Genomic DNA, 25,651 nt, shown 5'->3' on the forward strand with positions numbered 1-25,651 from the left:
AATTCGACGGAGTTTGCTTGATGAAGTCCCCGCTTATCCTCGCCGTGGTCATGGCCGGCGCGGCCACCGCTGCTGTCGCCGCGCCGCCCTCGGGCCAGCAGGTGTTCGAGCAGCAGTGCTCGGTCTGCCACTCGCTCCAGCCCGCGCCGGGCAAGATGGGGCCCCCCCTGGCCGGCGTCGTCGGCCGTAAGGCGGGCACGGCGCCGGGCTTCGCCTACAGCAGCGCCTTGAAGGCCTATGGCGTCACCTGGAGCGCCGAAACGATGGACGCGTTCGTGAAGGCGCCGGGCAAGACCGTTCCCGGCACCAAGATGCTGCTGGGCGCGCCGGACGCCGAACGCCGCGCCGCCGTGATCCAGTATCTGGCGACGGTGAAGAAGTAGCGCCCAGCGTCCCTGACGGCGCTCAGCGCGCCGTCAGCTCCTGGATCTGGATATCCTTGAACTCGATCGGATGCCCTTCGCTCTGCAGGGCGATGTAGCCTTCGGTGACGGGGACGCCGCCGCGCGCCAGGATATAGGGCTTGGCGCCAGCCGCGACCGTGTCGTCGACGTCTAGGGTCACGCCCGCATAGTGGTGGACCACCAAGCCATTGATCTTCTGGAAGACCTCGCCGTTCGGCAGGACTTCCAGCTCGGCCTGCACCCAGGTCCCGTTCGGAACGGTCGGCGCGTCCTTCGGCGGCGTGCAGTGCTCCTTGGCCTTCACACCGTCGAAGGTGATGGTGATGCCGGGCGTGCAGACCGCGCCGGTGGGGCGGGGTTTGTCGCCGTCCTGGCCCAGCAGCTGGAACTCGACCGAGACCGGGAACGACTGCTCGACCGTCATGCTCTCGGCGCTCTGGCTGTGGAACATGATGCCGCTGTTGCTGCGCGCCCAGACGGGGGTGTCGGCCAGGCCGCCGTCGGTCAGGAAGCGGTAGGTCAGGCGCAGGCGATAGGCCTTGAACGGCGTCTTGTAGAACAGGTGGCCGAACTGGGCGTCCAGCTTGTCATAGCCGGCATAGGACACCCGGATGACGCCGTGGTCGGCGACGAAGGTGTCGCGGTAGTTCTCGCCCGCGGGGTGCTTGGCGACCTTGGCCGTCCAGCCGTTCAGCGTCTTGCCGTCGAAGAGCGGCTTCCAGGGGCCGGCCTTCACGTCCTCGGCGTTCGCGGCGCCCGCGCAGAGGGCCAATACGAGCGCGGCGGCGAGGTGGCGTGCGCGAAGGGGCGGCATGGTCATGGCGTTCCTGTCTCTCCCTGGTGCTCGACGATTTTGACGTGAAATGCCGAGCTTTGTTGCAATGTAACCCATTTCATGGAAGCCTCTAGCCAAGAATGAAGGGTTCTCCGAGGTCGGGGCGTCGCGTTGCTTACAGCTTCCGGCGTGGCCATCGAGAGGGCCGCAAAGGGAGCGAACATGGCCAATCTGAGCGGCCGCGCGCGTCGCAAGAACACCTACGACGCGATTGTCGTGGGTAGCGGTATGACCGGCGGCATGGCGGCCAAGGAGTTGACCCAGAAGGGCCTGAAGGTCCTGGTCCTCGATCGAGGGCCGATGGTCCGGCACCTCGAGGACTATCCCACGGCGGTCATGGACCCCTGGCAGACCAAATATCCGCGCGGGCAACTGCCGCAGGAGGAACTGGCCGCCCACTATCCCGTGCAGCGCCGCACCAACTACACGATGACGGAGTACACCAAGCACTTCTTCGTCCGTGACGACGAGCATCCGTATACCGAGGAAAACCGCTTCGACTGGATCCGCGGCTATCACGTCGGCGGTCGCTCGCTGACCTGGGGGCGGCAGAGCTATCGCCACAGCCAGCTGGACTTCGAAGGCAACGCCAAGGAGGGCGTCGCGGTCGACTGGCCGATCCGCTACGAGGACCTGGCGCCCTGGTACGAGCATGTCGAGCGCTTCATCGGCGTGTCGGGGCAGCACGAGGGCCTGGCGCACTTCCCGGATGGCCACTACCAGCCGCCGATGGAGATGAACTGCGTCGAGAAGGCCTTCAAGGCCAAGTCCGAAGGGCGGTTCCCGGAGCGCCGAATCTCGATCGGCCGCGCGGCCCACCTGACCGAGCCCACCGAAGAGCAACTGAGCCTGGGCCGGACCAAGTGCCAGTTCCGCAACCAGTGCATCCGGGGCTGTCCCTTCGGCGGCTACTACAGCTCCAACTCCGGCGCCCTGGTGTCCGCCGAGCGCACCGGCAACATGGTCATCCGGCCGAACTCGATCGTCACCGAGCTGATCTATGACGCCAAGGCGGGCAAGGCGACCGGCGTGCGCATCATCGATGCGACGACGAAGAAGGACGAGGAATTCCACGCCGACGTCATCTTCCTGTGCGCCTCGGCCTTCAACTCGGCCTGGATCATGATGAACTCCACGAGTTCGCGGTTCGAGAACGGTTTCGGCAACGCCAGCGACCAGCTGGGTCGCAACGTCATGGACCATCATCTGGGCGTCGGGGCGACGGGCGAAGCGCCCGAGTTCGCCGACATGTACTATTCGGGACGCCGACCGAACGGGATCTACGTGCCACGCTTCCGCAATCTCGGTGACGCGGCCACCAAACGCAGCGACTACCTGCGTGGCTTCGGCTACCAGGGCGGGGCTTCCCGACCGGGCTGGGATCGCGGCGCCAAGGGGTTCGGCGCCGAGCGCAAGGCCGCGCTCAGCCAGCCAGGACCCTGGGTCATGGGTCTGGGCGGGTTCGGTGAGATCCTGCCCTACGAGGACAACCGCATCACCCTGAACCGCGAGGTGAAGGATCAGTACGGCCTGCCGACGCTGTCGATCAACGTCACCATGCGCGAGAACGAGGCCGCCATGCGTCGCGACATGCAGAACGCGGCGGCCGAGATGCTGGAGGCGGCGGGCTTCAAGAACGTGCAAGGCAAGGACAGCGGCTTTTCACCGGGCCTGGGCATCCATGAGATGGGCACGGCCCGCATGGGGCGCGACCCGAAGACCTCGGTGCTGAACGCCCACAACCAGGTCCATGAGTGCAAGAACGTCTATGTCACCGACGGTGCGGCCATGACGTCGGCGTCCTGCGTGAACCCGTCGCTGACCTACATGGCGCTGACGGCCCGAGCCGCCGACCACGCGGTCCAGGCGCGCAAGCGGGGAGACCTGTGATGCTGAACCGACGCGACGCGATCCGAGGCCTGGCCCTGACGGTCGGGGCCGCGGCGACGGGCTGGGCCGGACAGGCGATGGCGGCTCCGGCGTCGGCCCCCGCGCTGACCTGGACGCCGACGGCGCTGACCCTGGATCAGGCGCGCCTGCTCGACGTGGTGGCCGAACTGATCATCCCGGCGACCGACACGCCCGGCGCTCGCGAGGCCGGCGTGCCGCAGTTCGTCGACCGCGCCCTGGCCAACTACTGCGAGAAGGCCCAGGTCGAGCAACTGGTCGGCGGGCTGACCCGCATGGACGCCGACGCCCGCGCCGCCCATGGCGACGTGTTCACGGCGCTGACGTCCGAACAACAGGTCGCCCTGCTGACCCGCTACGATCAGGAGGCGACGACCGCCCGCGGCCAGTCGCCCAGGCAGAGCCACTTCTTCCCGGTTCTCGAAGACCTGGTGACGGTCGGGTACTTCACCTCCGAGCCCGGGGCGACCGTGGCGCTGAAGTACGATCCCGTACCGGGCGCCTATCACGGCTGTGTGCCCCTGGCGGAGATTGGACGCGCCTGGGCCACCCGCTAGGCGCAAGCGATGCCTGTTCGGCATCGAGACGCGCGAAATGGGCATGAGCGATGCGTGTCGGCTCGGCCTAGTCTCCCCGTGTTTTTGGGAGGACTCTGCATGCGTGGTGGTTGGATGATGGCGGGCGCGGCCCTGGTCGGGGTTGCGCTAGCGAGTGGGGCTGCCAGCGCCCAATCGACCAACAGCTTCCCGTCCAAGGTTTGCGACGTACGTGATCACGGCGCGAGCGGCACGCGCATCTGGTTCGACACCGAGGCCTTCCAGAAGGCCATCGACACCTGCGCTCAGGCCGGCGGCGGCACCGTGCGGGTGACGCGCGGCGAATATCTGATCGGCCCGATCTGGCTGAAGTCGAACATCCGCCTGGAGATTCAGAAGGGCGCCGAGGTGCTGGCCGGCACGGATCCTGGCCTGTTCCCGCAAGGCGAGCGCGTGGGCGTCATCAATGTCGACGGGGCCCAGAACGTCGCCATCGTCGGCGAGGGACTCGTCGATGGCCAGGGTCAAGTATGGTGGGAGCGGATCCGCGCCGTGTGGCGCTCGATCCCCGACTACGCCACCAACGGTCAGGCCCGTCAGCAGCAGAAGGACGATCGTCCGCGCCTGGTCTGGGTCAACAAGAGCCAGAACGTGCTGTTCGAGGGGCTTCGGTTCGAGAACTCGCCGTCGTTCCACCTGGTGATCAACAACAGCGACCACATCACGATCAACAAGGTGCGCATCACCGCGCCGGCCCACGGGCCGAACACCGATGCGATCGATCCGATGAACAGCCGCCACATCGTCATCACCAACAATGTCATCAGCGTCGGCGACGACATCGTGGCCATCAAGTCGAATGGCCCCGACGCGCGCTATCCGGACGCGGTGTCGTCCGACATCCTGATCGCCAACAACACGATCCTCGAAGGCCGGGGCATCTGCATCGGCAGCGGCTCCAGCGGCGGCGTCCAGCGCGTGCGGGTCGAGAACAACACCTTCGAGGGCTCGATGTACGGCCTGCGCATCAAGTCGATGCGCGGCAAGGGCGGGACGATCAAGGACGTGGTGTTCAAGAACAACACCATGAAGGACGTCGAGACGCCGCTGGTCTTCACCAGCTACTATGAGTACCGGCCGCTCGACATCGCCTCGGCCGAGAAGCAGCTGCAGCCGGGCGGTTTCATCCTGGGCAACCAGATCTGGCCGGGGCCGACCGACGCGGCCCAGCCGTTCGTCCATGACAAGACGCCGGACATGTCGGGCATCGTCGTCGACGGTGTCACGGCGACGGGCGCGGACCTTGCCGGCATCGTGGTGGGCCTGCCGGAGAAGGCGATCGGCATTACGCTGAAGAACATCAAGATCGAGGCCAAGCGCGGACTGCTGGTCCGGAATGCCGAGGTCGCGACCCAAGGTGTGGTGATCAAGTCGGCGGACAAGACGCCGATCCGCCCGGAAGCGGGCGGGGTGGTGAAGGCGGCGAAGTAGCCGTTGGGCGCCTTACGTCGTCCTAGCCCTTCGACAGGCTCAGGGTGAGGACGATTTTCGACGGTTCAGTAGGAAACCTCACCCTGAGCTTGTCGAAGGGCGGGGTTTTCGGCTCCCGCTGGCTCACTCGCCCCCTTGAACGCCCCCAGCTCCGACCAGAATCCCTCGGCCGCCAGGCTTTGGCGCGCGGCGGGGCGGAAGACACGGATGTCCACCGGCACATCCCATTCGGCGCCGCCGGCCCGCACCAGACGGCCCTCGGACACTTCCATCTCGGCGAGCGTCGCCGGCAGCCACGCCACCCCACGCCCGTCTCTCGCCATCGGCATCAAGCTCGCGGCCAGGCGCGCCGAGAATACCTCGCGCAGGCCGGAGGCGCGGTCGACGAACCGCTGGGATTCCAGGATCCGGCCAAGGCCCGACTCGATGCTGTAGCCGAGATACGGAATGTCGCCGTCGCTGTCGGTCAGCGTCCAGCGCGGCGCGCCGGCGTCATTGGGCGCGCAGTAGGGGACGAGCGCGTCCCGACCCACCACCACCGACCGGAACTGCGAGCCGAACCGGCTCGGCGCGGCCGCGTGGTGGTGGCACAGCAGGAACTGCGCCTGGCCGTGCAGCATAAGTTCCTCGCAGGCCTGCATGCTGTCGGAAATCAGGCGCACGGGCCCCAGCGGCGCGCGGGACTCCAGCAGCCGCATCCACTGTGGGAAGAAGGTGAAGGACAGGGCGTGGGTGGCGGCGAAGCGCAGGGTCGCGGCCTCCTTGCCGCCAGCCTCGCGCGCCTCGCGGCGCAGTTGGATGATCCGGCGGATCAGCTCGTCGGCGCCGGTGCGGAACTGCTGGCCGGCGGCCGTCAGGGCCACGCCGCTGGCGGTGCGATCGAACAGCGGCGCGCCGATCCAGTCCTCCAGCGCCCGGATGCGACGGCTGAAGGCGGGCTGGGTGACGTTGCGGTTCTCCGCCGCCCGCGAGAAGTTGCCCGTCTCGGCCAGGGCCACGAAGTCTTCGAGCCAGATCAATTCCATCGATGATGCCTGTTGCGCATAGCGACCTTCGACAACGGCATTGGCCGGTGAGCGGGTCGAGAGCCTAGGGTTTCCTAGCTGACTGGAGAACCCCGTGCGAATTCTAGACATCCGCGAGAAGACCGTTTCAATCGCCTCGCCGATCGCCAATGCCTATATCGACTTCTCGAAGATGACCTGTTCGGTTGTCGCCGTCATTACCGATGTGTTGCGGGACGGCAAACCTGTCATCGGCTACGGGTTCAACTCCAATGGCCGGTATGGCCAGGGCGCTCTGATGCGGGAAAGGTTCCTGCCGCGTCTCGCCGAAGCCAAGCCCGACAGCCTGATCGACGAGCAGAACGACAACCTCGATCCATTCGCCATCTGGAACACCCTGATGACGAACGAGAAGCCGGGCGGCCACGGCGAGCGCTCGGTGGCGGTCGGCACGATCGACATGGCGGTCTGGGACGCCGTCGCCAAGATCGCCGAGAAGCCGCTCTACCAGCTGCTGGCCGAGCGCTATCGCGGTGGTCAGGCCGACGACAAGGTCTGGGTCTACGCCGCCGGCGGCTACTACTATCCGGGTAAGGACGACGCCCAGCTGCAGGCCGAGATGCGCAGCTATCGCGACCGCGGCTACAAGGTCGTCAAGATGAAGATCGGCGGCGCGCCGCTGGACGTCGACCTGCGCCGCATCGAGTCGGTGCTGGAGATCGTCGGCGACGGCCAGAACCTGGCGGTGGACGCCAACGGTCGCTTCGATCTGGAGACCGGCCTGGCCTATGCCGAGGCCCTGAAGCCCTACAATCTGTTCTGGTACGAAGAGGTCGGCGACCCGCTGGACTACGCCCTGCAGGCCGAGCTCTCGAAGCACTACGAGCTGCCGATGGCGACCGGCGAGAACCTGTTCTCGCACCAGGATGCCCGCAACCTGCTGCGTCACGGCGGCATGCGGCCGGATCGCGACTACCTGCAGTTCGACTGCGCCCTGTCGTACGGCCTGGTCGAATACCTGCGCACGCTCGAGGTCCTCGAGCAGAACGGCTGGTCGTCGCGTCGGATCGTGCCACACGGCGGCCACCAGATGTCGCTGAACATCGCCGCCGGCCTGCATCTGGGCGGCAACGAGTCCTATCCGGACGTCTTCAAGCCGTTCGGCGGCTTCGCGGACGGCATCCGGGTCGAGAACAGCTATGTCGGCCTGCCGGACGTCCCGGGTGTCGGCTTCGAGGCCAAGTCGGAGCTCCACGCCCTGATGCGCACCCTGACCGAAGACCTCGCCCACCAGGCGGCCTGATACGAGCACTGAAACGGGACGACCCGGCGAAGACAGCCGGGCGCCCCCGGGGGGACTAGAGACTTTGAACTTCAAGCGCCTGCTTTCGCAGATCTACGTCCAGGTCCTGATCGGCATTGTCATCGGGGCCGTGATCGGCGTCCTGTGGCCCCATGTCGGCGCTTCGCTCAAGCCGATCGCCGACGGCTTCATCAAGCTGATCAAGATGCTGCTGGCCCCGATCATCTTCGGGACCGTGGTGGTCGGCATGGCCCGGATGGGCGACCTCAAGGAGGTCGGCCGGATCGGGGTCAAGGCGTTGATCTATTTCGAGGTGCTGTCGACCATTGCTCTCGTGATCGGCCTCGTGGTCGTCAACCTCATGCAGCCCGGCGTAGGCCTGAACATCGACGCCGGCGCCCTGGATGGCAAGCAACTGGCGACCTTCACCGAAGCCGCCAAGGAGCAGGGCGTCATCCCGTTCCTGCTGGACATCATCCCCACCACCTTCGTCGAGGCCTTCGCCAAGGGCGCGATGCTGCAGGTCATCCTGCTGGCGGTGCTGATGGGGACGGCCGTCAGCCAGCTGGGCGAGCGCGGCAAGCCGCTGGTCGACTTCATCGACATCTTCCTGGACGCGATCTTCAAGGTCGTCGGCATGGTCATGCGCCTGGCGCCGCTGGGCGCAGGGGCGGGGATCGCCTTCACGATCGGCAAGTACGGCATCGACACCCTCTGGTCGCTAGGCCGGCTGCTGGTGGCGCTATACGTCACCTCGATCGCCTTCGTGGTCATCGTGCTGGGCTTGGTCATGCGCTCCACGGGTTTGTCGTTCTGGCGGTTCCTGGGCTTCATCCGCGAGGAGATCTTCGTTGTCCTCGGCACCTGCTCGACCGAGGCGGTGCTGCCGCGGATGATGAAGAAGCTGGAGGACCTGGGCTGCGCCAAGCCGGTCGTCGGCCTCGTTTTGCCGGCGGGCTACACCTTCAACGCCGACGGCACCTGCATCTACCTGACCCTGGCGACGGTGTTCGTGGCCCAGGCGACCAACACCCATCTGTCGCTGATCGACCAGCTGGTGATCCTGGCCGTGCTCCTGCTGACCTCGAAGGGCTCGGCGGGCGTGGCGGGCGCGGGTTTCATCACGCTGGCCGCGACGCTGTCGACCCTGCACGCCATCCCGGTCAGCGGCCTTGTGCTGCTGCTGGGCGTCGATCGCTTCCTGAACGAGGCGAGGGCGGTGACCAACCTGATCGGCAACGGCGTCGCCACGGTTGCGATCGCCAAGTGGGATGGCGCGCTGGACATGGACCAGGCGCGTGCGACCCTCGCCAAGGGCGCGCCCGGCGCATGACCCTTTCCCTGTACGAGCTTACCCTGTGAGAAGGAGCGCCAAGTTGGTGCGTCGATCGAACAAGGCCCTGCGGGCCGCGCTGTTGGCTTCGGCCGCTCTTCTGGCCCTGCCGACCATCGGCAGGGCCGACGGCCTTTTGTTCCACCTCACCGGCGACAAGGGCCTGAAGGCGGACGTGGCGGCCGGGGAGGCGACGCCGAACTTCGCCGACAAGGTCAAGATCAAGACCGACCCGACCCACGGGGCCTATGTCGAGGCCTCCAGCGAGCAGGTGTTGAGCTGGATGGCCCCGGGGAACATCTACGCCCAACGCGGGACCTTGAGTTTCTACTGGCGAGCGCGCGAGCCGGTCGGGACGACGCCGTTCCCGTTGTTCCGCGTCGGCTATGCCGACCACACCAGCTGGGACATGACCTGGCTGCGCATCGACTGGAACGGCAAGGGCTTCGACGCCTTCGTCACCGACAACAACCTCTCGCGCGTGCGGGTCTCGACCACCCAAGCCGCGCCAAAGCCCGACCAATGGGTGCTGGTCACCTTCGCCTGGGACGAGGCCAAGGGGATCGCGCTCTATATCGACGGCAAGCCGGTGGCCTCGAAGGCCCAGGTCGCGGCGCTGGACGCCGGCCTCGACCAGTTGGGTCCGCACAGCCGGGTAGTCTCGCCGCACCAGGTGCAGAGCGCCTACCAGTTCATCCGGGGTGGCGATGTCGATGACATCCGCATCTACGACCACGCCCTGAGCGACGCCGACGTGGCCGGTCTCGCGGCCGGCAAGGAGCCCGCCGGCGCCGCGCCCGCGCCGGACATGAAGGCCTGGGCCTATCGCTACGGCTGGAACCGTCCGACCGATCCGCCGCCCTATTTGGCCGACGCCGCGACCAGGATCCGCAAAGTCGAGTTCACTGATCAGTTCGACCTGAAGGAACGGATGAGTTTGGGCTCGGACGGTATCGCCGAGACCACCTGGCCGGGGGTGTACAACCGCTCGAAGCTGCCGGGCCGTCACGACTATTTCGAGCTGCCCGACTGGAACGTCTATGTCGAGGGCGGCAAGGGCATCACTTTCACTCTGCCGAACGAGCCGTGGAACCGGCTGGAGTTCCAAGGCGCGGCCTATGGGACGCTGACCGGGCCCGACGGTCTCGCTCTGAAGCGGCCGCAAGGCGAGCTTCGGACCCTGAACCAGTTCACCACGCGCACCGGCGGTCAGCTGAAATTCGAGAACCTGGTCCAGGAGACCCCGATCCAGGAGCTGGGCGCCTACTATGTCGCCGCCGGTGCGGAGCCTGACGAGACGACCCTGGACTATCGCGTGAAGGTCGACGCCGACGTCGCGACCTACCCGTCGCTGGATGAACTGACGAGCTTCGTGAAGGGCCGCTTCGGTCCGGGCGAGCGGACCATGCTGGCGGCCCTGCCGGCTAGGGCACCGAGTTCGCCGCGTCCGAAAGCCGAGGCTGGTCCGGCTCTGCCGATCGCCCACATCCTGATCCCGGCCGACTTTCGCCAGACCCGCGCGGCAGGGCCGGTCGGCAAGTTCCAGTACGGCTGGCAGGGTATGGACGCCGGCCTCGACGGCGTGGCGATCGATATCCCGGCCCTGAAGGTCGCGCCGACGGTCAACGGATTGTTCCCGCTGAACATCAAGGTCAAGGACCCGCTGTGGCCGGGGCGCGACCTGCTGGACGTCAATGTCTCGGTCAAGCCGGGCGAGGCGCGGACCGTGTTCCTCGACACCCGCGATCGCCTGATCATACCGGGCAAGAGCCTGCTGATCACCATCGCCGGTGGCGGCGCGGACTTCGACGCCCGCCAGCTAGACGGCATGGCCGTGCGCCTGAAGTTCAAGCCCGCCGATGACGCCAAGGCCGAGCACATCGCCGACCGCCTGGCCCAGGCGCGCGACAACCTGGCCTTCCTGGTCGAAGAGCACGACGTCTCCAAGCGCCTGGCCCGCTATGCGCGTCTCGACCTGGAGCTGTCGGACCTGCTGCGCGTGGACCCGAAGAACCAGCACGGCCGCGAGATGTGGGCCGAGCTCAATCCCGAGCAGCCGGGCACGCCGGTCACCGTGCCGACCCCGCCGGCCGGCGTGCCGGCCTGGGCGTTCCTGCAGACCGAGGACCTCAAGCGGGTCCGCAAGTTCATCGAGTGGTGGATCGATAATCGCCAGGTGGCCTACGGCGACTTCGGCGGCGGCATCTCGGACGATGACGACCTGACCCAGCAGTGGCCGCCCCTGGCCCTGATGGGCGAGATCCCGGACAAGGTCACGGCCTCGCTAAACGCCCTAGTGGACGCCGCCTACAAGAACGACATGCTCCCGGGCGGCCTTGGCAAGATCAAGACCGACGAGTTGCACTCGTACGAGGAGGCGATCAACGCCAAAGCCGAGGCGATGTACACCGGCTATGGCGACCCCAAGGTCGTCGAGCGGCTGATGGAGACGGCGCGGGCCTATCCGACCGTGATGAAGAAGGCCGAAGACGGCCACACCCACGTGATCAGCCGGTTCTTCTCGGCCACCGATGTGTCGCGCGACGGGCCGTGGGGCTGGTCGCATCCGTACTCGTACCTGATCCTGCACCCAGGCATCGTGCTGACCGACTTCAACGGCGACCCGACGATCAAGAAGCTGATCATCGACCTGGCCGACGGTCACATGGCCCACGGCAAGCAGCAGCCCGACGGGACCTGGGCCTATCCGGAGGACATCCATTCGGCCACCGGCGAGAGCCGTGGCCAGCTGGCCGCCGGCGCGCGTGGCAACGTCTCGGCCGCCCAGCTGTTCTGGGCCGCCTGGCGCTGGACGGGCGACGACAAGTACCTGCTGCCGCTGAAGGGCGAGATGGCGCGCGGCAAGCTGGCTGATCTGGACGAGCTGAACGCCGACGTCGTCGACAAGCTGGGCATGCGCGACAGCTGGGGCGCCAAGCTGAAGGCCGACGCCGATGCGGGCGCGGATGACGCCTACACCCTGTACCAGGCCTGGAAGAGCAGCGGCGACACCAAGTACCTGGAGAAGGTCTTCCACGACGAGGTCGTCACGGCCGAGCAGCGCATGTGGATGGTAACCGACGCCCACTGGTGGTCTGACCGGGTGGAGCTGTTCAGCGACACCTTGCAGCGCACCCGCCTGGGCGGCATGGCCCTGCGCCGCAACCAGATGGTCCCCGGCCATCTGGTCAGCTGGCGCTTCGACATACCGACGGCGGCCGAGGATGTCGGCATCCTGGTCACCGGGACCGGCGAGAAGAGCTTCAAGGTCACGGGCTTCAACCTGACGGACAAGCCGCTGCACGCGGTGATGACCGGCTGGGACGTCTCGGCCGGCCAATGGAAGATCGTCCGGGCGGTGGATGGCGCTGCTGATCCCGCCGCTGAAGTGGCCCTGGAGCGCACCACCGGCGTCGATCTGACCTTCGCGCCCAGCAAGACCACGACCTGGGAGTTCACGCTGACGACGGCCGCCGCGCCGCCGGCTCAGCGCTTCGACCTCGGCATCGGCGTCGACGACGTGAAGGCGCGCAAGGGCGGCGGGATCGACGTCACGGTCCACAGCCTGGGCGCCAAGCCCGCGCCGGCCAGCGTCGTGATCCTGGAGGACGGGCAGGGCAAGGAACTGGCCCGCGTCGCCGCGCCCGCCCTGGCCGCGCCGCTGGACCTGCACCCCAAGACCGCCACCGTTCGCCTCAAGGGCGAATGGAAGGCCGGATATCGCGTCCGGCTCAAGGCCGAGGGCGCGGAGATCACCCAGCTCAACAACCTCGTCACCGTCAAACCGTAAGCTTGTCCATGGCCGAGACTGTCACCGTATCCCGCGACACCTTCCAATGCTTGCGCGCACGGCTGCCCGCCGTGACGCGCGAGCGGCTTTTCGACTGCTATGCGATCAGCGAAACCACCTGGAACAAGCTGCGCGACGGCAAGCCCGTCAAGCGTACGACCCTGGACCGCATCCTGGCGCGCTACGCCCTGTTGGACACCCGCGCGGCGGCCTGATGCCGAACCAGCATAACCACGTTCCAACACGGCATTGGCCCGCGTCGGCGACCCGACCCTAGTCTTCCTGACAAGACGCCAAGCTCTCGCGCTCACCGCGCCGGGCTCAAGGACGTCGGCAACAAGAAGGCCCGACAGGGGAGGGACTATGCGTACCAAGGAACGCCAGCTGTGGCTGGTCAGCGTCTCGGCGGCGGCCATCGGCTTGAGTCTCGCGGGGGCCGCATCGGCCCAGCAGGCGCCGGCTCAGGAAGACAATTCGGTGACCGAAGTGGTCGTCACCGGCTTCCGCTCCAGCCTCGACAAGGCTCTGAACGTCAAGCGCTCGGAAGCCGCCGCCGTCGACTCCATCCTGGCCGAGGACATCGGCAAGTTCCCCGACCTGAACCTCTCGGAATCCATCCAGCGCATCCCAGGCGTGGCCCTGGCGCGTGACGGTGGCGAGGGCCGGCAGATCTCGGTTCGCGGCCTGGGTCCCCAGTTCACCCGTGTCCGCATCAACGGCATGGAAGCCCTGACCACCGCCGGCGGCGCCGACGCTTCCGGTGGCACCAATCGCGGCCGCTCGTTCGACTTCAACGTCTTCGCCTCGGACCTCTTCAACGCCATCACGGTGCGCAAGACCGCCGAAGCCGGCATCGAGGAAGGTTCGCTGGGCGCGACGGTCGACCTGCGCACGGCGCGGCCCTTCGACTATCGCGGCTTCACGCTCGTGGGCTCGGCCCAGCTTGGCTACAACGACCTGGCGAAATCGAAGAACCCGCGCGGCGCCTTCATGATCGCCAACACCTGGGCCGACGGTAAGCTCGGCGCCCTGATGTCGGTGGCCTACTCGAAGCGCAAGCTGCTGGACGAGGGCTCCTCGACGGTGCGCTGGGCGACGGGCAACGCCTTCTCGCCGGGCTTCAACGCGCTGCCGAACGCGGCTGGCCTACCGACCACGGTCAATCCGGCCGAGGCGACCAACAACGCCGCCTTCCACCCGCGCTTCCCGCGCTTCGACATCTACAAGGACGACCAGAAGCGCCTGGGCGGCACCCTGTCGCTGCAATACGCGCCGACCGACAAGACCGAGATCAGCCTCGACGTCCTCTATGCCGACTTCAAGGGCTCGCGTGAGGAGCAGTATCTCGAAGCGCCGTCCTTCAGCGTCGGCGGCGCCTGTACGGCAGCCAACGTGACCACCTCGTGCGGCATCGCCCAGACCCAGGTGGTCTCGGCGACGATCGACAGCGCGACGAACACCATGACCAAGGGGGTGTTCAACAATGTCGACCTGCGCGTCGAGGACCGCTTCGACGAGCTCGACACCAAATTCACCCAGGTGGGGCTCACGGGTAAGCACAACTTCACCGACGACATCCAGGTCGAGGGTCTGATCGGCCACTCTAAGTCGGACCACCAGAACCCGGTCCAGACGACGGTCCAGTTCGACCAGTTCAACATCCAGGGCTATTCGTACGACTACACGAGCGGTCGCCTGCCGGTGATCGGCTACGGCAGCGCCAAGCTGACCGACCCGTCGGCCTGGGTGCTCACCCAGATCCGAATCCGCCCGCAGTCGGCGGTGAACACCTACGACGTCGCGTCCATCGACGCCTCGTGGGCCAATCTCGGCATCTTCAAGCTGTCGGCCGGCGCGTCGTTCAAGAAGTACGACTTCGAGACCACCGAGTTCCGCCGTTCGAACGGCACCAGCACCAACCTCGAGCCGACCGTCCCGGCGGCGCTGGTCGCCATCGACAAGTCGACCTATGGCCAGGTGGTCAATTTCGCGGGCTTCAACAGCCTGATCCCCGACGTCTCCAAGGCCAAGAGCGTCCTTAGCCTCTACGACCAGACCGCCAACGGGGGCACGTTCAAGCTGGGCAAGGAACCGGCGCTTGGCAACAACCGCGGCGTCGCCGAAAAGGACAGCGGCGGCTACGTTCAGGCCGACTGGAACACCGAGATCGGCGAAATGCCGTTCCGAGGCAATATCGGCGTCCGCTATGTCGAGACCGAACAGAGCTCGACCGGCTACACCTACGTCTCGGGCGCGCCGCTGGCGATCTCGGCCGAGCGCAAGTACCACGACACCCTGCCGTCGCTGAACATGGTGCTGGAGCCGCGCGACAACTTCCTGATCCGCTTCGGCGCCGCCAAGGTCATGGCCCGTCCCGACCTGGGCAGCCTGACCCCCGGCGCGACGATCAGCGTCTCGGGCGCAGGGCGCTCGGTCAGCGCGGGTAACCCGAACCTGGATCCGTTCCGGGCCAAGGCCTACGACCTGTCGTTCGAGTGGTACTTCAAGAAGTCGGCCCTGCTGTCGCTGGCCCTGTTCAAGAAGGACATCAACAGCCTGGTCCAGACGCTGCAGACCAACACCACCTTCACCGGCAATCCGTTCGGCCTGCCCGACAGCGTGGCCCTGGCCGCCTGCGGCACGACCAACGGCTGCAGCCCCTCGGCCCAGTGGCAGTTCAGCACCCCGGTCAACACCCCCGGCGGCACGCTGAAGGGCTTCGAGGTCAACTACCAACAGCCGTTCAGCTTCCTGCCCGGCGCGCTGAAGCACACCGGCATCCTGCTGAACTACACGGGCGTGAAATCGGAGATCCAGTACCTGAACGGGGCGGGGGCGGTGATCGCCACCGGCGACCTGACGGGCCTGTCGCGCAAGTCCTACAACGCCACCGTCTACTATGAAGACAGCAAGTGGAGCGCCCGCGTCTCGGCGGCCTATCGCGACAACTACCTGACCCGCATCCCGGGTTCGGAAGCCGGCACCAACGCCGACGGCACCAAGGAGACGCTGAACGTCGACGCCTCGCTGCAGTACACGCTGAACGAACACTTCAAGCTGTCGCTGGAAGGCGTGAACCTGACCGACGAGTACCAGGATCAGTTCAACGACAGCGTCGCCGACCGGTCCTCATTCTACCACCACACGGGTCGCGAGTTCATCCTGGGCCTGCGGTACACCTTCTAGCCTGGGCATGACGCTGGCGGTTCCAGTCCTCCCTTGGACCGCTGGCAGCCAGGTGCTCGGACGCCAACACTCCTCCCGGCGTCCGAGCGTCTGGCGACTTTTTGTGGAATGATCGCGTCGATGCGACTTCGAGTGCTCCCCGGCCTGTTCCTCGCCGGCCTGCTTGCCCTGCCGGTGAGCGGGCTGGCGCAGATCGCCGTCTCGGCCAATGACGGCAAGCAGGTGCTGGACGACGGGAACCAGGTGGTTCCGGTCAAACCCGTGCCGGACACCGTCACCCTGATCGACCTTTCCGTTTCGCCGCCTAGGCTGCTCGGCTCGGTCGAGGCGCCGACCAGCGTCATCGGCCCTCCGGCCAGCGTGGCGGTGGCGCCTGACGAGTCGATCGCTCTGGTCACGGCGGCGCGCAAGCTCTCCGCCACTGGACCGGGCGGCCAGGCGCCCGACGACAAGCTCACCGTCATCGCCCTAAAGGGCGGACCGCCTCGGGTGATCGCCACGCTGAACGCGGGACAGGGCGCTTCGGGGGTCTCGATCAGCCCGGACGGCAAGCTGGCCCTGGTGGCCAACCGCGCCGAGGGCACGGTCTCGGTGTTCGTCATCGCAGGCCAGGATGTGCGCTCGGCCGGAACGGTTCGCATCGGCGACGAGAAGTCGGCGCCGGCCGAGCCCGTGTTCTTCGACGGTGGCCGTCGGGCCCTGGTCACGCGCGACGGTGACCATCGGATCTCTGTTTTACGGATCGAGGGGACGACGGTGACCGTCGAACCCGGCGTGATCGCGCCCGGCCTGCGGCCCTACCAGATCGACACCGTCGGTCCGCGCCGCTTCGCGGTGGTCGGCAATATCGGCGGCGGCGGGCGTGACATGGACACGGTCAGCTTGATCGACCTGACGTCTGAGGCCTTTCCGCGCGTCGTCGATGTCGTGGCCGTCGGCTTGACGCCCGAGGGGCTGAAGATGTCGCCGGACGGCCGCTGGGTGGCGGTCAATGTCAATGACGGCTCGAACGCCAGCCCCAAGTCGCCCCGCTATTCCAAGCAAGGTCTCGTTCAAATCTGGCGCATCGACGAACCGGGCAGGCTGGTGAAGGTCGCCGAGGCCAGGACCGGCGCCTGGGGACAGGGGATCGCCTGGTCGAAGGACGGCAAGACGCTGCTGGTCCAATGCATGGTCGAACGGGCGCTGGACGTCTTCGCCTTCGACGGGCACAGGCTCAAATACAAGACGCGTATCGCCATGCCGGCCGGGCCGGCGGCGATCCGCACAGCGGAGCCCTGAGTATGTCGACCAGCTTGAACCGTCGCACCGTGATCGCCGCCGGAGCGGCGCTTACCGCTTCGCCGGCCTTCGCCAAGTCGAGGTCGACGACCTGGACCTTCGATCGTCTCTCCGATATCGGCGGCGCGCCGACCCAGGTGGAGGGCGATCCGCAGCTGATCGACAGTCCCTATGGCAAGGCCGTGCTGTTCGACGGCGTCGATGATCGGCTGTTGATCGACAAGCACCCGCTGGCCGGCGCGGCCCAGTTCACCTTCGAGGCGTTGATCCGTCCCGACGGCGGGGCCTTCGCCCAGCGCTGGTTCCACCTCGCCGAGGACCCTCAGGCGCCGACCGACGGCCCGCCGCTCAACACGCGCTTTATGTTCGAGATCCGCACGGAGAACGGGCGCTGGTGGCTGGACGCCTTCGTCACGGGGCCGGGCTACAAGCAGACCCTGATCTTCCCCGACAAGACCTTCGTGGTCGGTCGCTGGTATGCGGTCGCACAGACCTATGACGGCAAGATCTACCGCATGTATGTCGACGGGATCCTGCAGGGCGAGGCCGAGATCGCCTTCAAGGCGCAGGGACCGGGCAAGGCCTCGGTCGGGGCGCGGATGAACAAGATCGACTACTTCAAGGGCGCGATCCGCGCGGCGCGGTTCACGCCCAAGGCGCTAAAGCCCAGCGCTTTCCTGAAGGCCTGATCGACGTCAGGCGGCGGGCAGGAAGCCGCGATTCCAGGCCACGAGCGGCGGGGCCGGTGTCAGCGTGCTGTGGGCGGCCGAGACGATGAGCACCGAATGGGTGCCCGCGTCGGTGATGCTGTCGATCGTGCAGCGCGCGACCGCCAGGCCGCCGCGATAGGCCGGCGGGCCGTCTCCCGACAATCGCCAGCGGCGCGGCGAGAAGCGTTCGGCCGCGCGGGCCGAACTGGCGAAACGCAGGGCCTCGTCCTGATCGGCCGCGCCCAGCAGCGCCACCCCGACCTCGGCCGATGCCAGCAAGGTGTCATGACTGGCGGCCTCCTTGCGCACGCAGAACAGGAAGCGCGGCGGCTCGACCGACAGGCCGGTGATCGAGCTGACCAGCAGGCCCTTGGGCGTGTCGCCTTCCCAGCACGAGATGATGGCGACGCCGCTCGCCAGGTGCGCCAACACCTCCTTGAAATCGACGGGAGATGTCGAGATCAGCGGCGAGGGCGGAGCGGCGTCGTAGGGATCCATGAGCCTCAGCTCGCGGCCCGGGCCAGGCGGATGTCGCGCTCGGCCAGCAGCTGGCGGACCAGCGGGATCAGGTCGCGACCGTAGCCAATGGCGTCCTCGACCGGGTCGAAGCCCCGGATCAGGAAGGTCGAGACGCCCAGGTCGTAATAGTCGAGCAGGCTCTCGGCGACCTGCTCGGGCGTGCCTACAAGGCCGGTGGAACTGCCTTGCGCGCCCGTGACGCCGGCCACGCCGGTCCACAGGCGCTTGTCGAGGCGCGATCCCTGCGCGGCGGCGTCCAGCAGGCGCTGCGAGCCGGCGTTGGGCGGACGGTGACCGGTGGTCGGCAGGCCGGCGGCCTCGCGCAGGGCTTTGGCGCGGGCGACGATATCGTCGGCGCGGGCCCAGGCGGCTTCCTCGGTGTCGGCGATCACGGGGCGCAGCGACAGCGAGAACTTCACTTGGCGGCCATGCTTGGCGGCGGCCGCGCGGACGCGGGCGATGGTTTCGCGGACCTGGGCCTGGGTCTCGCCCCACAGGGCGTAGATGTCGGCGTGCTTGCCGGCCACCGGGATGGCTGCGTCGGACGAGCCGCCGAAATAGATCGGGATGTGCGGCGCCTGCAGCGGTTTCACCGCGCCGAAGCCCTGGTCGACCCTGTAGTACTTGCCCGCATAGTCGAACGGCTTGTCGCCGGTCCATTCGGCGCGGACGATGTCCAGATACTCGCTGGTGCGGGCGTAGCGCTCGTCCTTGGTCAGGTGATCGCCGTCCTTGGCCAGTTCCTCGTCCGAGCCGCCGGTGATGATGTGCACGGCCACGCGACCGCCGGTGAAGTGGTCCAGCGTCGCCAGCTGGCGCGCGGCCAGGGTCGGCTGGGTGAAGCCCGGGCGGTGGGCGATCATGAAGTTCAGTTTCTTGGTCACCGAAGCCGCGTGGGCCACGACCAGCTGGCTTTCAGGTGACGTGGAGCTGAACGCGACCAGGGCGCGGTCGAAGCCGCCTTCCTCGTGCACGCGAGCGGTCTTCTCGACATAGGCCACGTCGATGGCCGGGCCGGACGGTGGGTGGATTTCGGACGCGTGCTGCGTGCCAATGAAACCGATGAATTCGACGCTCATGGCGTACTCCAGTCTTGTCGGAATGTTGGGAGGGGCGGTCGGCTTCAGATCACGTAGAAGCCGTGCGTGCCGTCGCGGGCCAACTGGTCAACCAGGCCGAACTCCCAGTCGAGATAGGCCTGCATGGCCTCGCGTGGATGATCGGCGCCCTCGTACGGGCGCTTGTAGACGTCCGTGGGGGCGTTGGCGGCGCGGGTGAGTCCGGCCTCGACGGCGCGGCCGGCGGCGATCCAGCCTTCCGTCCCGCCAGCCAGCACGCGCACGGGACGATCGGTCAGGGCTTCGAGCTCGGACGCCGCCAGAGTGGCGAGAGCGCCATCGGGCGACGTCAGGACGAAGGCCTTGTCCTTCGGCAGGCGTTCCACGGCCTCGGCGAGCTGGGCCCGGATGGCGAACCAGGCGCCGGGCACATGCGCCTTGCGATGGCGTGGGCTGGGCGCGAGGTCGATGACCACTACGGCCTCGTCGGCGATGGCCTGGGCGAGATCGCGCGGCGACAGGGTTTCGACGGTGGGCAGAGGCGGCAGGCGCGGCGACCATGCGCCTATTTCGAGATCGTCCTCGAAGCCGCCCTCCAGCACGTAGACTTCCCAGCCCAGCTGGGCCAGCCAGGAGGCGGTCATGTCGGCGCGCGGACCCAGGTCGTCGGCTAGGACGATGCGGCCGCCGCGCACGGGAGCGAAGACGTCGGTCTCCTGCACCAGCTGGCCACCCGGAGCGGAGCGGAACGCGGGAAGATGGCCGGCCGCGTACTCTTCGGGCGTCCGGACATCGAAGCGGTAGAGCGTGCGGTCCTGATCCCGAACCAGCCCGGCTAGACCTTCGCGGTCGATCCGGCGGACGCCCGCGCGATACGCGACGTCGCGGGCTCGCGTGCGGGCTTCCCCGAGGGTCTGCTCGCGCACGTCTGGGAACTTGCGGCTCTGGCCGTGTTCCAGCGTCTGCTGGGCCAGGGTCCAGCCGATGGTGCCGTTGCGTAGGGCGAAGACGGGGTTGGGCAGGCCGGCGTTCACCAGCGACTGGGCGCCGATCAGGCTGCGGGTGCGACCGGCGCAGTTGACGATGATGGTGGTGGCCGGATCGGGCGCCAGCTCGCGGGCGCGCAAGACCAGCTCGGCGCCGGGTGTGCTGACACCGCCCGGGATGCTCATCACGGCGTATTCCTCGAACCGACGGGCGTCGAGGATCACCTGGTCGGCCTTGGCGTCGATGCGGGCCTGGACCTCCTGGGCGGGCAGGGACGGCGTATGCCGCCGCGCCTCGACCAGCTCGCCGAACGCCTTGCTGTAGGAATTGACGTCCTGGAACAGCTCGTAGCCGGCGGCGCGCCAGCCGGCGAGACCGCCTTCCAAGGCGTGGACGTTGGTGTAGCCCAGCGCCGCCAGCCGTTCGCCGGCTCGGGCGACCAAGCCCTCGCCGTCGTCATAGAGGACGATCTTCGTCTCCTGGCGCGGGACGCGATCCAGGATCTCAACCTCCAGCCGGCTCAGCGGTAGTTGCGAGGCGAACAGAGGGTGGGCCTTGGCGAATGGGTCTTCCTCGCGCAGGTCCAGCAGGGCGATCTCGCGGCGGGCGATCAGGTCGGCGCGCACCTGCCAAGGGGTCACGGTGGGCAGGGTCATTCGGCGGCTCCGTAGGCCAGGGCGCTCTTGCGGTCGAAGAGGAGAGGCGGCGCGACGTCGGCGTAGCCGGAGATGAAGGTCTTCTGGCCGCCGTCGGCGTCGTAGGTCGAGCGCCGCACGGTTCCGATGTCGGCGCCGTAGACGTGAATGCTGATCGACACCCGGTCATCGAAGGCGTTGGCGACGCGGTGGATGTCGCCGACGGTCGGCGAGACGGCCTCGACCTGACCGGCTTCCAGGCGATGGACCTCGCCGGTCGGCGTCAGCGAGCATTCGCGTCGCGCATAGCCTTGCGAAAGCTCGGCTCCGCGCAGCAAGCCGACCAGGCCCCAGACGGTGTGGTCGTGGATCGGCGTCGCCTGTCCCGGCCCCCAGACGAAGCTGACCACCGAGAAGCGGCCCGCAGGATCACGATGCAGGAGATACTGCTGGTAGCGCGAGGGATCGGGCTGGCTATGCGCCTCGGGCAGCCAGTCGTCGGTCGCGACCAGATGAGCCAGCAAGGCGCCGCCTTCCCGCAGGATCACGGCCTCGTCCTGGGTCTGGTCGAGCAGGTCGGAGAGGTCGGCGACGAAGTCCGACAGGCGATGGGGGCGATGCTGGCTCATCGATCAGAGCACGATCTCGCCGGTCGGGAAGGCGACCAGGGCGCCTTCGCCATGGGCTGGAGCCGTCTCGACGCCCAGATGACCAAGCAGGCGGCGGCGGATGGCCTGGAAGCGGGCGTCGGGCGCGCGCGGGCGCTCGAGCGTGATCTGCTCCTCGGCGGCGATACGGCCCTTGTCCAACACCAGCACGCGGTCGGCCAGGGCGATGGCTTCGTCGACGTCGTGGGTGACCAGCAGGACGGCCGGGCTGTGTTCGCGCCAGAGCGACAGCACTAACTCGTGCATCTTCAGGCGGGTCAGGGCGTCGAGGGCGGCGAAGGGTTCGTCGAGCAGCAGTAGGCCGGGCTCACGAACCAGCGCGCGGGCCAGGGCGGTGCGTTGCGCCTCACCGCCGGAGAGCGTGCCCGGCCAGGCGTCGAGGCGATGGCCGAGGCCAACTTCCTTCAACGCGGTTTCCGCGCGGGCGCGGACATCGCCGCCCGAGAGACCCAGCGCCACGTTGCGCCAGACCTTCTTCCACGGCAGCAGCCGGGCGTCCTGGAACACGACGGCGCGGGCGTCGGGCGTCTTCACGTCCTGGTCGCCAGCGGTGTCGAGCCCGGCCAGGGTGCGCAGGAGGGTGGTCTTGCCCGATCCGCTGGCGCCGAGCAGGGCGACGAACTCGCCGGGAGCAATCGAAAGGTCCAGGCCGTCGATGACCGTATTGTCGCCGAAGCGGCGCACGAAGTTCGAGAGGCGTACGGCTGGCTCGACGGACTTCGGAGCCGAGCGGGCGATTTCTGGGCGGCGAAGGCGAGGCTGAGGGGCGGCCATGGTCATTGCTCCACGAGGCTGGGGCGCCACGCCAGCGTCTTGCGCTCCAGCGTGCGGACGAGGGCGTCGGCGGCGAGGCCGAGCAGGGCGTAGACGACCAGGCAGACGACGATGATGTCGGTCCGCATGAAGTCGCGGGCGTTGTTGACGAGGTAGCCGAGACCGGCCTGGGCGTTGATCTGTTCGGAGATCACCAGCACCAGCACTGAGACGCCGAGGGCGTAGCGCAGGCCGACGAAGAACGAGGGCAGGGTGCCGGGCAGGATCACCTCGCGCACGAGACTCCAGCCCTTCAGGCCGAAGCTGCGAGCGGCCTCGACCAGCTTGACGTCGACGCCCCGGATGCCGGCGAACAGGTTGAGGTACAGCGGGAAGGTCGCCGAGACGGTGATCAGCAGGATCTTCGGCGTCTCGCCGATGCCGAACCAGACGATGAACAGCGGCGTCAGGGCCAGGACGGGGATGGTTCGCTTGATCTGCATCAGCGGGTCCACCAACGTCTCGCCCCAGCGCGACAGGCCCGAGATCAGGCCCAGGACCGTCGCAAGAACCAGGGCGATGCCGAGGCCCGCGCCGGCCCGGGCCAGCGAGACCAGCAGGTTCTTCGGCAGCTCGCCGGAGGCGGTCAGGGTCCAGAAGGTCTCCAGCACCGTGGACGGCGCGGCCAGCACCCGCGGCGGGATCACGCCGGCGCGCGCGCCCAGCTCCCACAAGACCAGCAACGCGACGGGAGAGAGCCAGCGGGCGCGGGCCAGATTGGGCCAACGCCATGGTCTAGCTTCAGAAATTCTGTAGGTCGTCGCCAGAGACACTGCGGTCCTCTCTCGTCGGAAACCGTTGCGACGCAAGCGCCGCGGGTCCAGAAAGAAGGCCGTTGAATTCCTACTTGATCAATAGACTTATCCTCACAGGTCTTATTAGCAAACCTCAAGAGGGCCCGATGGCTACCAACCTGCCGACCGAACTGCTGCGGAGCTTCGTGGCCATCGTCGACTCCGGCTCGATGCTGCGGGCGACCGAGCGGGTGTTCGTCACCCAGTCGGCGTTGAGCCTGCAGATGAAGCGCCTTGAGGAGACGGTGCTGACGCCGCTGTTCCACCGCGAGGGGCGCAAGCTGGTGCTGACCCCGGCGGGCCAGACCCTGCTTCCCCGAGCGCGGGAGATCCTGGCGCTGAATGACCGAACCGTGGTGGCGCTGACCGGGGATGTCCTGGCCGGTCCCGCGCGGGTGGGCCTGGTGCAGGACTTCGCCGAGACCCTCTTGTCGGGCGTCCTGGCGCGCTTCACCCAGCTCAATCCGGACACCCAGTTGCAGGTCCGCGTGGCGGGATCGCCGGAGCTTCTAAGCCTTCTGGAAGCCGACCGCCTGGATGTCGTCCTCTGCATGGGCGCGGCGGACGATCCGCGCGCGGCGCGCGTGGCGCCGATGGTCTGGCATGGCGACTCGACCTTGGCCGAGAGCGACATCCTGCCGATCGCCATCCTCGAAGCCCCGTGCCGTTTCCGCGACGCCGCGCTGACGTCGCTGGAACGGTCGAACCGCCCGTATCGCGTCGCCTTGGAAACCCCAAGCCTGTCGGCGCTCCGGGCGGCGGTGCAGGCTGGATTGGCCGTGACCTGCCGGACGTCGCTGTTCCTGCCCGACCGCGCGCCTCTGGCCAGCAACCACCTGCCGCCGTTGCCGGAGGTGGCCTATGTCCAGCGCATCAACGATACGCCGCACGCTTCGATCGCGAAACTGGCGCAGTTGATCCACGCCGCGGCGCTGGATCTCTAGCGGCGCAGTGCGGCCAGCACGGTCTCGGCGACAGCCGCGGCCTGACCGCGGATGTCGGGGACGGCGGTCATTTCCCAGGACGCGCCGCGCGTCGCTGGGCCGACGGCGAGCAACGTCGGCGAGGCTTGGCCGGAGACATCGCGGAGGCCGCTCGCATCATCGACATCGAAGCCCAGCCGTAGTGGGTCGGGGCGGGCGAGGCCGCGCTTGACCAGGTCCTGGATCAGCGGATCGGTCGAGGCCAGCACGTCACTCGTCGGACCGGTGCAGTTGATGACGGCGGTGGCGCGGAAGACGTAGCCGCTCTTTTCGCTGCGGCCTCGCCAGCGACAGAGCGCGAAACCATCAGCCTCCAGCGTCAGGCTGCGGATCTTGCCGGCGGCCAGGGTCAGTTGGCCGGTGTCGCGCATGGCGCCGATCCGTCTGGCGACCAGCGGAGCCAGGCGATGGCGATGGATTTCCCAGAACGGCCGAGCGTGACGCAGGAAGGCCTGCTTCTCGCGGGTCGACCAGCCGCGCCACAGGCACTGGGTCGCCGGACGCGTGGCGTCGATGGCCGTGCGCCAGCCGTGCTCCCGCGATGTATGCTTAAGCCAGCGGAACATCTCAAGCGGCGAGAGGTCGTTGGCGGGCGGCGAGGGCAGGGAGAGCTGCGGTGCGCCGTCGTGCTCCAATGGCGCGAGGCCGCGTCGCGACAGGGCCAGCATCGGCCGGCCGTGCTGGGCATGGTTCAGCGACAGCGCCACGTCGACCATGGTCAGGCCCGTGCCGATCAGCAGCACGGGGCCCTTCGGCAGCGCGGCGGCGTCCCAGCGCCACGGATCGGCGATATAGGCGCTGGAGCCCGCGAAGGCTTCGCTGACGCCCGGCGGCCGGGCTGGCGGAGGATTGCCCAGGGCCAATACGACAGCATGCGCCGTGGCGCTCCGCCCCATGGCGCATTGCAGCCGCCAGCCGTCCCCGCCGGGCTCGATCCCAACGACCGCATCGGGAATCACAACGAGCCGTCCGACACCGGCCGGTCCTTCGGCGACCTCGGCGACCTGGCTTTGCAGGTAGCGACCATAGTCCTCGCGCGTGGCGAAGTCGGCCGGCCCGAGCGCGAAGTTCCGTCCCTTCAGCCACCGAACGAAGTGCCCAGGATCGTCCGGCCAGGCGGTCATGTTGCCGGCCCGCACATTGAGTCTGTGACCCGGATTATGGGTCGCATAGGCCGCGCCGAGACCGACCGGGGTGCGCTTCTCGAATAGAATGACCTTCGCATCGGGCGATCGGCGCAGGATGTTGAGGGCGGTCATCACGCCGCTGAACCCCGCACCGACGACGGCGATGACGGGCGCTGTAGGAGAGGGCATCCGGCAAAACTCTATGAATTTAGTAGAGATTTTGTCGACCATCCCGAGCCGACATGCAACAGGCCTTGTCGATATGCGCTCCGCAAATGCCGCATAT

21 protein-coding genes and 1 pseudogene are annotated in these 25,651 nt (G+C 67.6%); 13 read left to right on the forward strand and 9 right to left on the reverse strand.

All coding sequences use genetic code 11. From position 1 onward, the window contains the following. Positions 1 to 20 precede the first annotated feature (20 nt). A complete protein-coding gene (locus AC07NN_RS07470) occupies positions 21 to 383 on the forward strand; it encodes a c-type cytochrome (RefSeq protein ID WP_494639095.1) in 363 nt (120 codons plus the stop codon). A 22-nt stretch (positions 384 to 405) separates the two neighbouring features. Here AC07NN_RS07470 and AC07NN_RS07475 read toward each other — a convergent pair whose 3' ends face one another. Then, positions 406 to 1,296: a 3-keto-disaccharide hydrolase gene (locus tag AC07NN_RS07475; RefSeq protein WP_494639097.1), complete on the reverse strand. Its 891-nt coding sequence runs from the start codon at positions 1,294 to 1,296 to the stop codon at positions 406 to 408. Positions 1,297 to 1,401: 105 nt separating this feature from the next. Here AC07NN_RS07475 and AC07NN_RS07480 point away from each other — a divergent pair, with 105 nt between their 5' ends. The 4 genes and pseudogenes from AC07NN_RS07480 to AC07NN_RS07495 form a co-directional block, all read left to right on the forward strand. Continuing rightward, positions 1,402 to 3,129: a GMC oxidoreductase gene (locus AC07NN_RS07480; protein WP_494639099.1), complete on the forward strand. Its 1,728-nt coding sequence runs from the start codon at positions 1,402 to 1,404 to the stop codon at positions 3,127 to 3,129. After that, positions 3,129 to 3,704 (forward strand): gluconate 2-dehydrogenase subunit 3 family protein, encoded by a 576-nt coding sequence (locus AC07NN_RS07485; protein WP_494639101.1) that lies wholly within the window; start codon positions 3,129 to 3,131, stop codon positions 3,702 to 3,704. Before AC07NN_RS07480 ends, AC07NN_RS07485 begins: the two co-directional genes overlap by 1 nt. A 99-nt stretch (positions 3,705 to 3,803) precedes the next feature. After that, the gene (locus AC07NN_RS07490; RefSeq protein ID WP_494639103.1) at positions 3,804 to 5,174 is read left to right on the forward strand and encodes a glycoside hydrolase family 28 protein; all 1,371 of its coding nucleotides are present in this window, start codon (positions 3,804 to 3,806) and stop codon (positions 5,172 to 5,174) included. 19 nt (positions 5,175 to 5,193) lie between these two features. Next, a pseudogene (locus AC07NN_RS07495) lies at positions 5,194 to 5,283 on the forward strand (hypothetical protein); the annotation flags it as partial. Here the strand turns inward: AC07NN_RS07495 and AC07NN_RS07500 are convergent. After that, complete coding sequence (locus AC07NN_RS07500; RefSeq protein ID WP_494639105.1) at positions 5,240 to 6,199, reverse strand: LysR family transcriptional regulator; 960 nt, start codon at positions 6,197 to 6,199, stop codon at positions 5,240 to 5,242. The pseudogene AC07NN_RS07495 and the gene AC07NN_RS07500 sit on opposite strands and share 44 nt — an antisense overlap. Before the next feature lie 94 nt (positions 6,200 to 6,293). Between AC07NN_RS07500 and AC07NN_RS07505 the strand changes: the two genes are divergently transcribed. The 7 genes from AC07NN_RS07505 (at position 6,294) to AC07NN_RS07535 (ending at position 17,760) form a co-directional block, all read left to right on the forward strand. After that, positions 6,294 to 7,481 carry a mandelate racemase/muconate lactonizing enzyme family protein gene (locus tag AC07NN_RS07505; protein ID WP_494639107.1) on the forward strand — a complete coding sequence of 396 codons (1,188 nt, stop codon included), beginning with the start codon at positions 6,294 to 6,296 and terminating at the stop codon, positions 7,479 to 7,481. A 64-nt stretch (positions 7,482 to 7,545) separates the two neighbouring features. Beyond that, complete coding sequence (dctA, locus tag AC07NN_RS07510) at positions 7,546 to 8,814, forward strand: C4-dicarboxylate transporter DctA (RefSeq protein WP_494639109.1); 1,269 nt, start codon at positions 7,546 to 7,548, stop codon at positions 8,812 to 8,814. 46 nt (positions 8,815 to 8,860) lie between these two features. After that, a complete protein-coding gene (locus tag AC07NN_RS07515) occupies positions 8,861 to 12,604 on the forward strand; it encodes a LamG-like jellyroll fold domain-containing protein (protein WP_494639113.1) in 3,744 nt (1,247 codons plus the stop codon). Between the two features lie 8 nt (positions 12,605 to 12,612). Next, the gene (locus tag AC07NN_RS07520; protein WP_494639115.1) at positions 12,613 to 12,819 is read left to right on the forward strand and encodes a hypothetical protein; all 207 of its coding nucleotides are present in this window, start codon (positions 12,613 to 12,615) and stop codon (positions 12,817 to 12,819) included. A gap of 148 nt (positions 12,820 to 12,967) precedes the next feature. Next, a complete protein-coding gene (locus tag AC07NN_RS07525; protein WP_494639117.1) occupies positions 12,968 to 15,790 on the forward strand; it encodes a TonB-dependent receptor in 2,823 nt (940 codons plus the stop codon). 120 nt (positions 15,791 to 15,910) lie between these two features. Next, entirely contained in the window at positions 15,911 to 17,071 is a 1,161-nt protein-coding gene (locus tag AC07NN_RS07530) for a YncE family protein (protein ID WP_494639119.1), read from the forward strand. Positions 17,072 to 17,073: 2 nt separating this feature from the next. Then, entirely contained in the window at positions 17,074 to 17,760 is a 687-nt protein-coding gene (locus AC07NN_RS07535) for a LamG-like jellyroll fold domain-containing protein (RefSeq protein ID WP_494639121.1), read from the forward strand. 6 nt (positions 17,761 to 17,766) lie between these two features. Here the strand turns inward: AC07NN_RS07535 and AC07NN_RS07540 are convergent, their stop codons facing one another. From AC07NN_RS07540 to AC07NN_RS07565, 6 genes are read right to left on the reverse strand one after another with little or no spacing between them, the layout of a single operon-like run. Continuing rightward, positions 17,767 to 18,279, reverse strand: coding sequence for a flavin reductase family protein (locus tag AC07NN_RS07540; RefSeq protein WP_494639123.1), 513 nt, complete (start codon positions 18,277 to 18,279; stop codon positions 17,767 to 17,769). Between the two features lie 5 nt (positions 18,280 to 18,284). Continuing rightward, positions 18,285 to 19,379: an LLM class flavin-dependent oxidoreductase gene (locus tag AC07NN_RS07545; protein WP_494639125.1), complete on the reverse strand. Its 1,095-nt coding sequence runs from the start codon at positions 19,377 to 19,379 to the stop codon at positions 18,285 to 18,287. Positions 19,380 to 19,423: 44 nt separating this feature from the next. After that, positions 19,424 to 21,001 (reverse strand): rhodanese-like domain-containing protein, encoded by a 1,578-nt coding sequence (locus AC07NN_RS07550; protein WP_494639127.1) that lies wholly within the window; start codon positions 20,999 to 21,001, stop codon positions 19,424 to 19,426. Beyond that, positions 20,998 to 21,609, reverse strand: coding sequence for a cysteine dioxygenase family protein (locus AC07NN_RS07555; RefSeq protein WP_494639130.1), 612 nt, complete (start codon positions 21,607 to 21,609; stop codon positions 20,998 to 21,000). Before AC07NN_RS07555 ends, AC07NN_RS07550 begins: the two co-directional genes overlap by 4 nt. Before the next feature lie 3 nt (positions 21,610 to 21,612). Continuing rightward, a complete protein-coding gene (locus tag AC07NN_RS07560; protein WP_494639132.1) occupies positions 21,613 to 22,422 on the reverse strand; it encodes an ABC transporter ATP-binding protein in 810 nt (269 codons plus the stop codon). 2 nt (positions 22,423 to 22,424) lie between these two features. Continuing rightward, positions 22,425 to 23,144, reverse strand: coding sequence for an ABC transporter permease (locus tag AC07NN_RS07565; protein WP_494639134.1), 720 nt, complete (start codon positions 23,142 to 23,144; stop codon positions 22,425 to 22,427). A gap of 218 nt (positions 23,145 to 23,362) precedes the next feature. Here AC07NN_RS07565 and AC07NN_RS07570 point away from each other — a divergent pair, with 218 nt between their 5' ends. Continuing rightward, positions 23,363 to 24,199, forward strand: a complete 837-nt coding sequence (locus AC07NN_RS07570; RefSeq protein ID WP_494639136.1) for a LysR substrate-binding domain-containing protein — start codon at positions 23,363 to 23,365, stop codon at positions 24,197 to 24,199. Here the strand turns inward: AC07NN_RS07570 and AC07NN_RS07575 are convergent. After that, positions 24,196 to 25,554, reverse strand: a complete 1,359-nt coding sequence (locus AC07NN_RS07575) for an FAD/NAD(P)-binding protein (RefSeq protein ID WP_494639138.1) — start codon at positions 25,552 to 25,554, stop codon at positions 24,196 to 24,198. The two genes, AC07NN_RS07570 and AC07NN_RS07575, sit on opposite strands and share 4 nt — an antisense overlap. Between the last annotated feature and the right edge of the window lie 97 nt (positions 25,555 to 25,651).

The sequence above is a fragment of the Caulobacter sp. GW821-FHT09H08 genome, from assembly GCF_059415885.1.

Excerpts from the sequence above, each read along its gene's own strand:
- AC07NN_RS07470 (WP_494639095.1), top strand. The coding sequence starts at position 21 with ATGAAGTCCCCGCTTATCCTCGCCGTGGTCATGGCCGGCGCGGCCACC.
- AC07NN_RS07475 (WP_494639097.1), bottom strand. The coding sequence starts at position 1,296 with ATGGGTTACATTGCAACAAAGCTCGGCATTTCACGTCAAAATCGTCGA.
- AC07NN_RS07480 (WP_494639099.1), top strand. The coding sequence starts at position 1,402 with ATGGCCAATCTGAGCGGCCGCGCGCGTCGCAAGAACACCTACGACGCG.
- AC07NN_RS07485 (WP_494639101.1), top strand. The coding sequence starts at position 3,129 with ATGCTGAACCGACGCGACGCGATCCGAGGCCTGGCCCTGACGGTCGGG.
- AC07NN_RS07490 (WP_494639103.1), top strand. The coding sequence starts at position 3,804 with ATGCGTGGTGGTTGGATGATGGCGGGCGCGGCCCTGGTCGGGGTTGCG.
- AC07NN_RS07500 (WP_494639105.1), bottom strand. The coding sequence starts at position 6,199 with ATGGAATTGATCTGGCTCGAAGACTTCGTGGCCCTGGCCGAGACGGGC.
- AC07NN_RS07520 (WP_494639115.1), top strand. The coding sequence starts at position 12,613 with ATGGCCGAGACTGTCACCGTATCCCGCGACACCTTCCAATGCTTGCGC.
- AC07NN_RS07525 (WP_494639117.1), top strand. The coding sequence starts at position 12,968 with ATGCGTACCAAGGAACGCCAGCTGTGGCTGGTCAGCGTCTCGGCGGCG.
- AC07NN_RS07530 (WP_494639119.1), top strand. The coding sequence starts at position 15,911 with ATGCGACTTCGAGTGCTCCCCGGCCTGTTCCTCGCCGGCCTGCTTGCC.
- AC07NN_RS07535 (WP_494639121.1), top strand. The coding sequence starts at position 17,074 with ATGTCGACCAGCTTGAACCGTCGCACCGTGATCGCCGCCGGAGCGGCG.
- AC07NN_RS07540 (WP_494639123.1), bottom strand. The coding sequence starts at position 18,279 with ATGGATCCCTACGACGCCGCTCCGCCCTCGCCGCTGATCTCGACATCT.
- AC07NN_RS07545 (WP_494639125.1), bottom strand. The coding sequence starts at position 19,379 with ATGAGCGTCGAATTCATCGGTTTCATTGGCACGCAGCACGCGTCCGAA.
- AC07NN_RS07550 (WP_494639127.1), bottom strand. The coding sequence starts at position 21,001 with ATGACCCTGCCCACCGTGACCCCTTGGCAGGTGCGCGCCGACCTGATC.
- AC07NN_RS07555 (WP_494639130.1), bottom strand. The coding sequence starts at position 21,609 with ATGAGCCAGCATCGCCCCCATCGCCTGTCGGACTTCGTCGCCGACCTC.
- AC07NN_RS07560 (WP_494639132.1), bottom strand. The coding sequence starts at position 22,422 with ATGGCCGCCCCTCAGCCTCGCCTTCGCCGCCCAGAAATCGCCCGCTCG.
- AC07NN_RS07570 (WP_494639136.1), top strand. The coding sequence starts at position 23,363 with ATGGCTACCAACCTGCCGACCGAACTGCTGCGGAGCTTCGTGGCCATC.
- AC07NN_RS07575 (WP_494639138.1), bottom strand. The coding sequence starts at position 25,554 with ATGCCCTCTCCTACAGCGCCCGTCATCGCCGTCGTCGGTGCGGGGTTC.